Raw genomic sequence first — 12,267 nt, forward strand, 5'->3', positions numbered from 1 at the left:
ATGAAAATCATTATCCAACGAGTTAAGAAAGCCCAAGTGAGTATCGAAGGTCAGGTTCATGGAAAAATTAATCAGGGACTCTTATTGCTAGTCGGTGTTGGCCCAGAGGACCAAGAGGAAGATCTGAACTATGCTGTGAGAAAACTCGTTAACATGCGGATTTTTTCAGATGTGGAAGGCAAGATGAACCTGTCTGTCAAAGATATTGAAGGAGAAATCCTTTCTATTTCTCAGTTTACCCTCTTTGCAGATACCAAGAAAGGCAACCGTCCCGCCTTTACAGGAGCAGCCAAGCCGGATATGGCAACTTCCTTTTATGAGGCTTTCAACCAAAAGCTAGCTCAGGAAGTGCCCGTTCAGACAGGCATCTTTGGAGCGGATATGCAGGTGGAGCTAGTCAATGATGGGCCAGTTACCATCATTCTTGATACTAAAAATAGATAAGAAAACCAAGCCCAGCTGGCTTGGTTTTTGTTTATAGAGACTCCCAGAAAGAGATGTGTTTGTTGTAAAAGTCGGGATAGTTTTCTCTTAGGTGGCTAGCCGTTATATAATATAAAGTAGAATGACAGGAAGTAAAGACTGGAGTAAGAGAGTAGAAATATTGAGGGCCAGTGATGGCTAAAAAGACAAATAATAGAAAATCGCTGATGAGCACTCCTAAATAGTAGAAGCGAATCTTTTTATTGATTTGAGGATAAATCTCAGAGAAATGTTTTTTGAGTCGATTGACCAAGCGAAATAGCAGTAGTCCTTGAGCAAGGATGAAAATGAAGCAAAAAATCAGACCTCTCTCCAAAGAAAGTTCGTATCGGGGTCTGAAAGTTACCAACAGTAGCAAATCGCAGAGTACAATGGCTGCAAAATGGATTCTAAAGAGCTTTTTCATAGGAAGACCTCCCTCTTTTATCTAGCTTCATTCTACACCAAACAAATGGGAGTTACAAGCAAAATAATAAAAAATCCCTGAAAAGAATTTCTTTCAGGAATAAGGGCTTAGTTGATTTTTTCGACATAGAGTTGTTTGGCGATATCCATGCTAACTTGGAGATCTTCACCTTTGTTGACCAGTGTAAAGGTATTGGAAAAGCCATCAAAATGCTTGACCTGGAGTTGGTCACCAATATGAATCTCATACTTTTCTAAGTATTTAAGCAGATCAAAGCTATCGTGAACCCGAGTCAGGAGGTAGGTACCGGCTTCTTTGGTCTCTGCTAGTGGTAAGTTGTTGATTTCGACCAAGAGTTCTCCCTCGGCTGGGATGGTTCCACCGTGGGGACAGGTTTTAGGGAAGCCCAGTAGTTTATCCAGTCTCTCTACGAAGAGGTCAGAGACAGTGTGCTCTAGGACCTCAGCTTCCTCGTGGATCTGGTCACTGGTATAGTCGAGATGGTGAACTAGAAAGACCTCAATCAACCGGTGTTTGCGATAGAGTTCTGAGACTAGTTTGAGGCCGATATCTGTCAATAGATAGCCATTCTCCTTATCCTTGAGGATGAGATTTTCACTTTTCATGCGTTTGATCATCTCTGTTACAGCAGGCGGAGAGACCTGCATACGGGCAGCAATTTCTTTGTTGGTGATTTTTTGCATGTCCGTACCGATTTCATAAATACATTTTAAATAATCTTCTTTATTTGGAGTCATTCGTTTCCTCTTGTTCATTCTCTCCATCTAGTATACCAAAAAAAGCTAGATTTCTCTAGCTTTCTGTCATAATGCTTGTGATTTTAGTCTAGTTCTTTAACTGCAGCAATAGCAGCTTCAAAGTCTGGCTCCGTGTTGATATTGTCAACGTATTCTACATAACGGATGACATTGTCAGCATCGAGAACAAAGACGGCACGTGCAAGGAGATGCCATTCGTTAATCAAGAGGGCATAATCACGTCCGAAAGAATGGTCAAAGTAGTCTGAAAGCATGATGGCATTGTCAAGACCTTCAGCCCCGCACCAGCGTCCTTGGGCAAATGGTAGGTCCATAGAAACGGTAAGAACGACGGTGTTGTCAAGGTTGGCAAGTTCTTGGTTGAAGCGACGTGTTTGCGTTGAGCAGACACCAGTATCGATAGAAGGGACAACACTCAAGACTTTTTTCTTTCCATCAAAGTCAGCTAGCGTTTTTTTAGAGAGATCGGTTGTTGTAAGAGAAAAGTCAAGTGCCTTGTCTCCGACTTGCAGTTGTTTACCTGTAAAAGTTACAGGATTTCCGAGAAAAGTGGTCATGAAACTACTCCATTCTTTTTTCTTTCATTTTACCGAGAATTATCAGATTTTTCCAATGATTTGACCGGAAAGTGTAAAAAAACGCCAATTCGGTGAGAATGACGTTTTTAATGGATTATTTTGACAAACCTTCAGCAATCTTGTCAAGGTTGTATTTCATCATGTTGTAGTAGCTGTCACCTTCTTTACCTTCTTCAGCGATTGAGTCAGTAAAGATTTGTGCGTAAATTGGGATATTTGTGTCTTGTGAAACAGTCTTCATTGGACGGTCATCGACACTTGATTCAACAAAGAGTGATGGAACTTTTGTTTGGCGAAGTTTTTCAACCAAGGTCTTGATTTGTTCAGGTGTTCCTTCTTCTTCTGTGTTGATTTCCCAGATGTAGGCACTTGGAACTTCGTAAGCTTTAGAGAAGTATTTGAAGCATCCTTCGCTGGTTACAATGAGTTTTTTCTCAGCAGGGATATTGTTAAATTTCTCTTTAGCTTCCTTGTCCAGTTTGTCTAGCTTTTCAGTATAGTCTTTGAGATTTTTTTCGTAGAATTCCTTGTTGCTAGGGTCTTTTGCAATCAACTGTTTAGCGATATTTTTAGCATAAATTATCCCATTTTCAAGGTTGAGCCAAGCGTGTGGGTCTTCTTTGCCTTTCTCGTTTTGACCTTCAAGGTAGATGATGTCTACACCGTCACTAACTGCATAGTAGTCTTTGTTTTCAGTTTTCTTGGCATTTTCGACCAATTTGGTAAACCAAGCATTGCCACCTGTTTCAAGGTTGATACCGTTATAGAAAATGAGGTCAGCCTCAGAAGTTTTCTTTACGTCTTCAGGAAGTGGTTCGTACTCGTGTGGGTCTTGACCAACAGGAACGATACTATGAAGATCAATCTTGTCACCAGCGATATTTTTAGTAATATCAGCAATGATAGAGTTAGTCGCTACAACCTTTAGTTTTTGGTTTGTAGATGCTGTATCTTTTTTCCCACTAGCACAGGCAGCTAATCCAATGATAGAAAGAAAAAGAACGAGCAATGTACCTAATTTTTTCATTAGATTCCTCCAGAAGGGTTTCCCCTTATTTATTGATTTTTTTATTTTTTAGTTTCAAGTATCGTTGCTTTGGAGAGATAAAGAAACTGATTAAGAAGAAGCTGGCAGATGTGAGCACGATGCTGGATCCTGCTGCGAGGTTGAAGCTATAGCCGATAAAGAGTCCCAAAACAGAAGCGGTTGCCCCTAGGGTTGATGAAAGAAAAATCATGCTCTTTAGGCTATTCGCATAAAGGTAAGCCGTCGCAGCTGGGGTGATCAACATGGCCACGATAAGAATCGTTCCAACACTTTGCATGGCAGTGACTGACACAAGGGTCAAGAGCACCATGAGTAGATAGTGATAGAAATTAACAGGCATTCCCATGGCTTTAGCCAAAAGCTCGTCAAAGGATGTAATCAATAGTTGTTTAAAGAAAATCCCGATAATCAAGAGAATCAATGCCCCCACACCAATGGTGATCCACATGTCCGTATCTTGGACAGCGAGGATATTCCCGAAAAGGATATGGAAGAGGTCTGTCGAACTCTTGGCAACACTAATCAAGATGACACCTAAGGCTAAGAAAGATGAAAAGGTAATACCAATGGCAGTGTCACTCTTGATGATAGAGTTCCCCTTGATGTAGGTAATGATGATGGAAGCCATCAAGCCAAAGATGATCGCTCCAATAAAGAAATCAATTCCCAGGATAAAGGAAAGGGCTACGCCGGGCAAAACTGCGTGAGAGATGGCATCCCCCATGAGAGACATTCCACGTAAGATGATAAAACATCCCACGGCTCCAGCAACCACCCCGATGACTATAGCTGTTATCAGGGCATTTTGTAGGAAATGGAAATGTTGCAATCCATCGATAAATTCTACTATCATAGGTCACCTCCATTAAAGAAGAGCTTACTACCATAAGCTTTTTTGAGATTGACTTCGGTAAAGGTTTCTTCAGTTGAACCAATAGCAACCAATTCTCGATTGAGAAGCATAACTTGGTCGAAATAATGAGGGACTTTGCTGAGGTCATGATGGACGATGAGAACTGTTTTACCAGCTTTTTTAAGGTCTCTCAGTGTATTCATGATAATCTCTTCACTGATCGAGTCAATCCCGACAAAAGGCTCATCTAAAAAGATGTAGTCAGCTTCCTGCACTAAGCAGCGGGCAATCAAAACACGTTGGAATTGTCCTCCAGAGAGCTGACTGATTTGGCGATCAGCATAGTCTGAGAGTCCAACGATTTCAAGTGCATCCGCCACTTTTTTCCAGTGGCTGGCCTTTAAAGTGTGGAAGAGCGGGATAGATGGATAGAGTCCCAGTGAGACACATTCCTTGACCTTGATAGGGAAATTGTAGTCGATATGGATTTTTTGCTCGACATAGGCAACTCGATGTAAAGATTTCTTGACTTCTTTGTCATCGAGAAAGGCCTGACCTTCGTGTGGGATAATTCCCAACATACCTTTTAATAAAGTTGATTTTCCAGCACCGTTTGGACCAATAATTCCGGTAATCGTTGGTCCGTGGAGCACTAGTGAAATATCCTTTAGTGCCAACGTTTCTTTGTAGGAGACACTGAGGTTTTCGATACGTATCATACAGTTATTTTCCTCCTGTCTTTTAATATACATTAAAAAAAAAATTAAGTCAAGTTAATTTTTGAAAAATTTAAAATAATAACTGAAAAATGAAGAAAAAAGAGAGACCATTTTTAATTGCATTCCCAAGTGTTTTTTGCTAAGCTAAGAATAAGTGAAAAAATGAAAGCGAGAACAAGATGACACGTTATCAAGACGATTTTTATGATGCAATCAATGGAGAATGGGAAAAAACAGCTGTTATTCCAGCTGATAAATCTCGAACAGGTGGCTTTATTGACCTTGATGAGGAAATTGAAGAGTTAATGCTGGCAACTACGGACAAGTGGTTGGAAGGCGAAGATGTTCCAGAGGACGCTATCCTCGCAAATTTTGTTAAGTACCATCGTATGGTACGTGATTTTGATAAGAGGGATGCAGATGGAATTGAGCCAGTTCTTCCTTTATTGAAGGAATACCAGGATTTAGAAAGTTTTGCGGATTTCGCAAGTAAACTAGCAGCATTTGAATTAGCTGGTAAGCCAAACTTCCTTCCATTTGGAGTATCACCAGACTTTATGGATGCCAGAACCAATGTTCTCTGGGCAAGTGCACCAGGGACGATTTTACCAGATACAACTTATTACGCCGAAGACCATCCTCAGCGTGAGGAACTCTTGACTCTTTGGAAGGAAAGTACTACGAATCTACTCAAAGCCTATGATTTTTCAGATGAGGAAATCGCAGACTTACTAGAGAAACGATTGGAATTGGACCGTCGCATTGCGGCTGTGGTGCTCTCTAACGAAGAAAGTTCAGAATATGCTAAACTCTACCATCCATACGCTTATGAAGATTTCAAGAAATTTGCTCCTGCCCTATCTTTGGATGATTTCTTCCAAGCAGTGATTGGACAGACTCCAGACAAGGTTATCGTAGATGAGGAACGTTTCTGGCAAGCAGCAGAGCAATTCTATAGTGAAGAAGCATGGCCTTTGCTTAAGGCGACTTTGATTTTGGGCGTAGTCAATCTTTCAACCAGCTATCTAACTGACGAGATTCGTGTTTTGTCAGGTGCCTATGGACGTGCCCTTTCAGGTGTGCCAGAAGCTCAGGACAAGGTCAAGGCAGCCTATCACTTGGCCCAAGGTCCTTTCAAGCAAGCTCTGGGTCTCTGGTACGCGCATGAAAAATTCTCCCCAGAAGCTAAGGCGGATGTAGAGAAAAAAGTAGCGACGATGATTGACGTTTATAAGGAACGCTTGGCCAAGAACGACTGGCTCACTCCTGAAACGCGTGACAAGGCCATTGTCAAACTCAATGTCATCAAGCCTTATATCGGTTATCCAGAGGAATTGCCAGAACGCTACAAGGATAAGGTAGTGGACGAAACTGCCAGTCTCTTTGAGAATGCTCTAGCCTTTGCGCGTGTGGAAATCAAGCACAGCTGGAGCAAGTGGAACCAACCGGTTGACTACAAGGAGTGGGGTATGCCGGCTCATATGGTCAACGCCTACTACAATCCTCAGAAGAACTTGATTGTCTTCCCAGCTGCCATTTTACAGGCTCCATTCTATGATTTGCATCAGTCGTCTTCAGCTAACTACGGTGGTATTGGTGCAGTTATTGCCCATGAAATCTCTCATGCCTTTGACACAAATGGTGCGTCCTTTGATGAAAATGGTAGTCTTAAGGATTGGTGGACAGAAAGCGACTATGCTGCCTTTAAAGAAAAAACGCAGAAAGTTATCGACCAGTTTGATGGGCAAGAATCTTACGGTGCAAGAATCAACGGAAAACTAACCGTGTCTGAAAACGTTGCTGATTTGGGAGGAATTGCTGCAGCCCTCGAAGCAGCCAAGAGAGAGCCAGACTTCTCAGCTGAAGAATTCTTCCACAACTTTGCTCGTATCTGGCGTATGAAAGGCCGTCCTGAGTTGATGAAACTCATGGCCAGTGTCGACGTGCACGCGCCTGCCAAACTCCGTGTCAATGTTCAAGTACCAAACTTCGATGACTTCTTTATAACCTATGATGTCAAAGAAGGCGACGGCATGTGGCGTTCACCAGAGGACCGTGTGATTATTTGGTAAGACAAAAACCAAGGAAATTATCCTTGGTTTTTTGCTTGTTAGAAAAAGGGATTAAAGGTCTTTTCGTGAGCGATAGTCGTAGCTGGACCATGCCCAGGGTAGACATCGTAGTTAGGGAGGGTGAAGAGTTGCGTCTGAATGCTATGAAGGAGTTGTTCCGTGCTACCTGTAGGAAGGTCTGTCCGACCGATGGTTTCTCGGAAAAGAGCATCTCCGGTCAAGACAAGATGGGCATCAGGAAAGACCAGGGAAACGCCGCCGATAGAGTGCCCTGGGGTTGGTAGAACTGTAAAACAAAATTCCTCAAGCTGGTATTCTTCATGAAAGACAAAGGTGTGCTCTGCAGGTTTTGTGACCACGTCTGCCATATCATCATGACGAGGGAGACCAGAGAGATTATCTACAGGTGTATAAAGCCAGCTAGCTTCACTCTCTGCTACATAAACTGGGGGATTTCCAAAAGTATCACGAACCAAGTCCAGACTCATAATATGGTCGTAGTGGGTGTGGGTCAGGAGAATCGCGCAGACTGGTTTGTTGATTTTTTCGATAGTCTTGCGGATAGCTTTCCAATGGCTACCTGGGTCAACCACAATCAGGTGTTGGTCCCCTTCCAGATAATAAGTGTTTTCATAGGCAATGGGATTCACGGTTTTATGGATTTTCATACTGGCTCCAATCTCAAAGAATGTACTAAACTAAGTATAGCATAGAAGAGAGAAATAAAGTGAAAAGAAAGTCCCTCATTTGTATTCAAGGTTGGTTGATTTATATTAAAAAAAGAAGGAAATTGCTGTAAGATAAGTTGTTTCGGCTTTTTTAGTTGAACGGTAATAAGAGTATAGGATAAATAAGAAATAACTGACCAAAATACACTGATTTCGATACAGGATACACTCATATTTTATAGCAATAATTATAATTAAATTATGTATAAAAATAATATATGAGAAATGTATCAAAATATAAATATATACTTTGATACATTAAATAGTATTTTATTGAGTTTGTTTTCAACAAAAACAAAAGGTTTACATATTGTAAATATAGGACTTGTTCTTGTTTTGCAAATTAAATGATTTGGATGTTATTAATTTTATTTTAAATAAAATTATAAAAATTGTTGAAAAAGATAGGGGAAAGCGTTAGTATGAATATGCATATTGAATACGAGGATATAATCCTTTTAGAATAATGAAATTTAAAGACCATTTTTTGAGTAGGGAAGAAATTTCGTTTTTTCTATATTTCAATATCGATATAATAAAAATAGGAGGGTTGTGTATCTTATGAAGAGTAAGCAACAGGGGTTTAGAACGGAGAAATACATTCGATATGGGATTCGAAAGTATAGTTTTGGAGCGGCCTCGGTGGCAATTGCGACCGGTTTGATGATGTTCCTAGGTAATGGTGCGGTATCGGCAGCGGAAGTACAAGGTGCAGATGCAACAGTGGCAACGACAACACCAGTAGCAACAAAGGAGTCGGAGTCAACTATAACGGCGGAGAAATCTGAAGCTAAGGCGTCAGAAAAAGTAGTAGAGACTAAAAAAGTTGATAAGACTGCTCTGACTAAAAAAGTAGTTGAGTTAGAAGCGAAGATTGCATCTGCAAAGAAAGCTGATGCAACAGCGATAGCTACTGCAAATGAAGTATTGACTGCGGCAAAGGCAGTTCTTGCAAACGAAACTGCAAAACAGGCTGATATCGATGCAGAGCATGCTAAAGTTGAAGCTTTGATTACAGTTGTAGTTGAGTCAGACGAAGCTGGGAAACAAGTTGAGAAAACAGCAGCAACTACAGCAGTCAAACCAGTGGCGACCACTGCTACAGAAAAAGCAGAAGAAACAAAAGAAGCAGAAGAAACTGTCAAACCAGTCCAAGAAGAGAAAAAAGTCTTAGAACAAGTTACGTCTGAAGCTGAGGTAACCAATGTTTTAGCAACTGAAGCAGTCCGGAAAAATAAGCTTGAGGGTGAAAACAAAGCGGCAATTGAGGCGGCGATAGCTAATAATAAGGAAGTTATTGCAGAAACTAAAAAAGTCTTATCGAATGATGTCCTTACAGCTAAACAAATCAATGATCAATTGTCACGCTTAAATGATTCCATTCTTGCTGTCTACAATGATCTGAAAAAAGCAGGAGTTGGAAAAGATGGAAACTTTGGAGTCGCTTTGGCTGCTCAAGATTTCTATGCCGAAGAGGGTTCTAATACAACTCATGCATCGGAAACAAACGCTGCAAATCATACTGGTAAAGATACCTATACGATTCCAGTACAAGAAATTAAATTAATTACGGGTACTGATGCTACAGGTCTAGAGATTGAAGTCTATTCTAATCAGCGGGTTGGTAATGATACAAATGCTGGAAATGGGATGCATACAGAACAAGGTGGAAAAACTGGTCATAACAACAAAGGACGTGTAGACTATCCATTAACCCCTGATGCTGCTAAAAAGTTAGCTGAAGAAGCACCACTTTGGAGAAATAAACTCCGTGCGGATGGGTCAAGAATTTCAAACGCTGCGACGTCAATATACTCTGCTAACGGTGGTTATGAATACCTAGCTACAGAAATTTATGGCTATGGGTATGAACAAGGAGTTGACAGAGTTTATATTAAAGGCTTGAAAGATCGTATCGCTGTTTCTGAAAATGCCAAGCAAGCTGGTTGGAGTTTAACTTCTGTAACCCCAACTAACCTTGTGCCGGGATTGACATACGATTCAGAAACAGACACAATTCAAGGAAAAGTTATAGCGGATATTGAAAATGGAGTTTATGATTTACGATTTAATATTACTGCGACCAATACAGACGGTCGTACGGTAACTTTCCAAATTCAGAATCTTCGTGCTGGTTGGGTCGGATGGCAAGATAGTACGCCTCCTAAAATAAAATCAGATTCTGAGCGTTATGATCGTAATGTTGGTGATGATGCTAATGTAAATATTCAATTCTATGATGAGTCAGGTGCAAGTGCAACACCAACAAATAGTCGAGGAACTTATAACTATACAACGGTTGAAGGCAAAGTTGTAAGAGTACCTCAAAGATTCTCTAAATCAGTAACAGGAGTTTCGGGATATAATACTATTGGTGAAGCATTAGATGATTCCAAAGTATTAATTCCAGGAACTAAATATAGTGTTGCGAATAGTACTTCTGAAGAGCAAGCTGCTGATCAAACGAATATGGGGAGAGGAATCATTTCTGGAAAATTAACTGAAGCAGGAATTTACACAGTCTCCGTATTTGCAAAAGATTATGATAAGTTGGCTAATAATAATGTTTGGAACCAATCTGGACAAGAAGCGCATGCTACCGTAACATTAGTCGTGAAACCAAAGGTTGAGGTTCAAAACGTCGAAACTTACTCAACGGTTGTACCAGTTAAAATTTCTAAAGGTGCATCAAGTGCTAAGGTAACAATGCCGGATGGTACTGTAACCAATCTAAAAGCAGTTAATGGAAAATGGCTCGTAGACAGTGGTTCAACCAACACAGCTGTTTCTGAAAATCAAGAACTAGGTGCTGTAGATTCAGATACAGTCTTTAATATTCCTGTGACATCAGAGGCGACTGCCAAAGTTGGTGTGGACAATATTAGAGTAGAAGCATCTGTTGAAAATGTGAAGGGAACTTTCTTACGTGAACAAGTTGAGTTAAATGGAACGGATGGGCAAAAACATACTGCGACTTTTAATAAGGCTACCGGACACTGGGAGTTACCTAGCGACTATGCTGAAAGTAAAACACTGAATGGTGATGGTACGACAAGATGGACTAAACGTCAAGTGTACACAGAAGCTCAGCAAGACGGTGGTATGAAATTTTATATCTATGAGTACATTCGACAGCTTGATAGCACTGGGAAAGTGACAAGTGTAGAAACACCAACTCGTCCAGAAACGATTTATGTTTCTAAGAATACTAATCAGGTAGGGGATGGAATGTCAGTAACTGTCACTTACGATAAACATTCAAATACCTGGGCGTCATCTGATGGAACGGAAGTGACTGCTACTAAGCTTGGAAATGACTCTTGGGAAGTTCATACTAAGTCAGGATTTGGTGGTATTATTAGAGGGACTATTGCCACAAATACGGATGTGGCAACGGTTGTAAATACAAAACCAACAGCAACTTCACAAGATTATACTTCAACAAAAGGTACAGCTGTCGACCTTCGTAATGAAGCAAAAGCTGCAGTAAGCATCTCAGACTCTGAAGATGCTAAATATGGAAAAACTACCTATATCACTCGAATCACAGTAACTTCGCCTTCAGGAGTTCAAAAAGTATTTGATACTAAACAAGATGCAAATAACTACAATATTGCTAGTGGATATAGCTTAAATGAAGTAGGAGTATATACTGTTAAGATTGATGTTATTGATAGTAATGGAAATTACACTACTGAAGCAACAATCGGTGGAACTGAGTCGGGAGTTGATCATGGAGTTGATTCATCAACCGCTACAACAACCTACCATATTACAGTGACTGATACGATTGAAGGACATAATGTGACTTCAACTGATATTCAAGGTGCTACTCAAAAAGAAACTCCAACCTTTACATCTGTTGGAGATGGATCACCAGTAAAACCAAGTGCTTCTTCACCTGCTAAGTTAGTAGATCCAAAAACAGGTGGATTTGTTGATACTCTAACAATTGATGGTCAGGGTACCTACTCAATTGATAATGAAACAGGCGAAGTAACTTTTGTTCCATTGAAGACATTTACCGGTACAGCTACACCTGTCACAGTTTCACTTACTGCAAAATTAGGAAAAGATGCTAATGATACTGATATTACAGCAACTGCTACAGCAACGTATACTCCAACTGTAATACCTGTTAAACCAACTTCTACAGATGCTGAATCCGAAGGTCCAAAAGGACAAACACAACACGGTACACCAACTTTTACAGGTGGTAAAGTTACAGTAAATGGTGTGGAGAAAACTGTAGAAATTGATGAAAATGTCAAACCAACCTTTGATGATGGGACAACTAAGAAAGTCGTTCCGGGAGAAGGAACTTATACCATTGATGAAAATGGTGTGGTAACTTTCACACCAGAAAAAGACTTTGTTGGGAAGGCTTCAGGAGTTACAGTCAAACGAGTTGATAAGAACGGAACAGAAATAACTGCAAAATACACTCCAACTGTACGTCCAATTACTTCATTTGTAGATACTAAGGGGAATACATTAATTCCAACCGAAGATGGTGAACAACCTAAGAAAGATATTCCAGGTTACCGCTTCGTAGAGACTAAGAAACTTCCAAACGGCGACACAGAACACGTTTATGAGAA

At 40.5% G+C, this 12,267-nt stretch carries 10 protein-coding genes; 3 read left to right on the plus strand and 7 right to left on the minus strand.

Annotation, left to right across the window (positions count from 1 at the left end):
• Positions 1 to 444 (plus strand): D-aminoacyl-tRNA deacylase, encoded by a 444-nt coding sequence (gene dtd, locus M1F63_RS02535; RefSeq protein WP_247940646.1) that lies wholly within the window; start codon positions 1 to 3, stop codon positions 442 to 444.
• Positions 445 to 475: 31 nt separating this feature from the next.
• On the opposite strand, the gene M1F63_RS02540 is transcribed toward dtd, so the two are convergent.
• The 6 genes from M1F63_RS02540 to M1F63_RS02565 all read right to left on the minus strand — a co-directional run bounded on the left by M1F63_RS02540 (position 476) and on the right by M1F63_RS02565 (position 4,866).
• Complete coding sequence (locus M1F63_RS02540; RefSeq protein WP_247940647.1) at positions 476 to 889, minus strand: hypothetical protein; 414 nt, start codon at positions 887 to 889, stop codon at positions 476 to 478.
• Between the two features lie 107 nt (positions 890 to 996).
• Complete coding sequence (locus M1F63_RS02545) at positions 997 to 1,647, minus strand: metal-dependent transcriptional regulator (protein ID WP_247940648.1); 651 nt, start codon at positions 1,645 to 1,647, stop codon at positions 997 to 999.
• 83 nt (positions 1,648 to 1,730) lie between these two features.
• The gene (gene tpx, locus M1F63_RS02550; RefSeq protein WP_049519287.1) at positions 1,731 to 2,225 is read right to left on the minus strand and encodes a thiol peroxidase; all 495 of its coding nucleotides are present in this window, start codon (positions 2,223 to 2,225) and stop codon (positions 1,731 to 1,733) included.
• Between the two features lie 115 nt (positions 2,226 to 2,340).
• Entirely contained in the window at positions 2,341 to 3,273 is a 933-nt protein-coding gene (locus M1F63_RS02555) for a metal ABC transporter substrate-binding protein (RefSeq protein ID WP_000733063.1), read from the minus strand.
• A 25-nt stretch (positions 3,274 to 3,298) separates the two neighbouring features.
• Positions 3,299 to 4,147, minus strand: a complete 849-nt coding sequence (locus M1F63_RS02560) for a metal ABC transporter permease (protein ID WP_000634601.1) — start codon at positions 4,145 to 4,147, stop codon at positions 3,299 to 3,301.
• Positions 4,144 to 4,866 carry a metal ABC transporter ATP-binding protein gene (locus tag M1F63_RS02565; RefSeq protein WP_247940649.1) on the minus strand — a complete coding sequence of 241 codons (723 nt, stop codon included), beginning with the start codon at positions 4,864 to 4,866 and terminating at the stop codon, positions 4,144 to 4,146. Before M1F63_RS02565 ends, M1F63_RS02560 begins: the two co-directional genes overlap by 4 nt.
• Before the next feature lie 179 nt (positions 4,867 to 5,045).
• Between M1F63_RS02565 and M1F63_RS02570 the strand changes: the two genes are divergently transcribed.
• Positions 5,046 to 6,938, plus strand: coding sequence for a M13 family metallopeptidase (locus tag M1F63_RS02570; RefSeq protein ID WP_247940650.1), 1,893 nt, complete (start codon positions 5,046 to 5,048; stop codon positions 6,936 to 6,938).
• A 38-nt stretch (positions 6,939 to 6,976) separates the two neighbouring features.
• Here the strand turns inward: M1F63_RS02570 and M1F63_RS02575 are convergent, their stop codons facing one another.
• Positions 6,977 to 7,606 (minus strand): MBL fold metallo-hydrolase, encoded by a 630-nt coding sequence (locus tag M1F63_RS02575; protein WP_000690824.1) that lies wholly within the window; start codon positions 7,604 to 7,606, stop codon positions 6,977 to 6,979.
• Positions 7,607 to 8,227: 621 nt separating this feature from the next.
• Between M1F63_RS02575 and M1F63_RS02580 the strand changes: the two genes are divergently transcribed.
• Positions 8,228 to 12,267, plus strand: a 4,040-nt coding sequence (locus tag M1F63_RS02580; RefSeq protein WP_247940651.1) for a YSIRK-type signal peptide-containing protein, incomplete at its 3' end; no start/stop codon positions are given.

Source organism: Streptococcus oralis, from assembly GCF_023109155.1.
Taxonomy (GTDB): Bacteria; Bacillota; Bacilli; order Lactobacillales; family Streptococcaceae; genus Streptococcus; species Streptococcus oralis_BZ.

What these genes read in the sequence shown, in the direction of transcription:
- dtd (WP_247940646.1), top strand. Translation starts at nt 1, where the DNA reads ATGAAAATCATTATCCAACGAGTTAAGAAAGCCCAAGTGAGTATCGAA.
- M1F63_RS02540 (WP_247940647.1), bottom strand. Translation starts at nt 889, where the DNA reads ATGAAAAAGCTCTTTAGAATCCATTTTGCAGCCATTGTACTCTGCGAT.
- M1F63_RS02545 (WP_247940648.1), bottom strand. Translation starts at nt 1,647, where the DNA reads ATGACTCCAAATAAAGAAGATTATTTAAAATGTATTTATGAAATCGGT.
- tpx (WP_049519287.1), bottom strand. Translation starts at nt 2,225, where the DNA reads ATGACCACTTTTCTCGGAAATCCTGTAACTTTTACAGGTAAACAACTG.
- M1F63_RS02555 (WP_000733063.1), bottom strand. Translation starts at nt 3,273, where the DNA reads ATGAAAAAATTAGGTACATTGCTCGTTCTTTTTCTTTCTATCATTGGA.
- M1F63_RS02560 (WP_000634601.1), bottom strand. Translation starts at nt 4,147, where the DNA reads ATGATAGTAGAATTTATCGATGGATTGCAACATTTCCATTTCCTACAA.
- M1F63_RS02565 (WP_247940649.1), bottom strand. Translation starts at nt 4,866, where the DNA reads ATGATACGTATCGAAAACCTCAGTGTCTCCTACAAAGAAACGTTGGCA.
- M1F63_RS02570 (WP_247940650.1), top strand. Translation starts at nt 5,046, where the DNA reads ATGACACGTTATCAAGACGATTTTTATGATGCAATCAATGGAGAATGG.
- M1F63_RS02575 (WP_000690824.1), bottom strand. Translation starts at nt 7,606, where the DNA reads ATGAAAATCCATAAAACCGTGAATCCCATTGCCTATGAAAACACTTAT.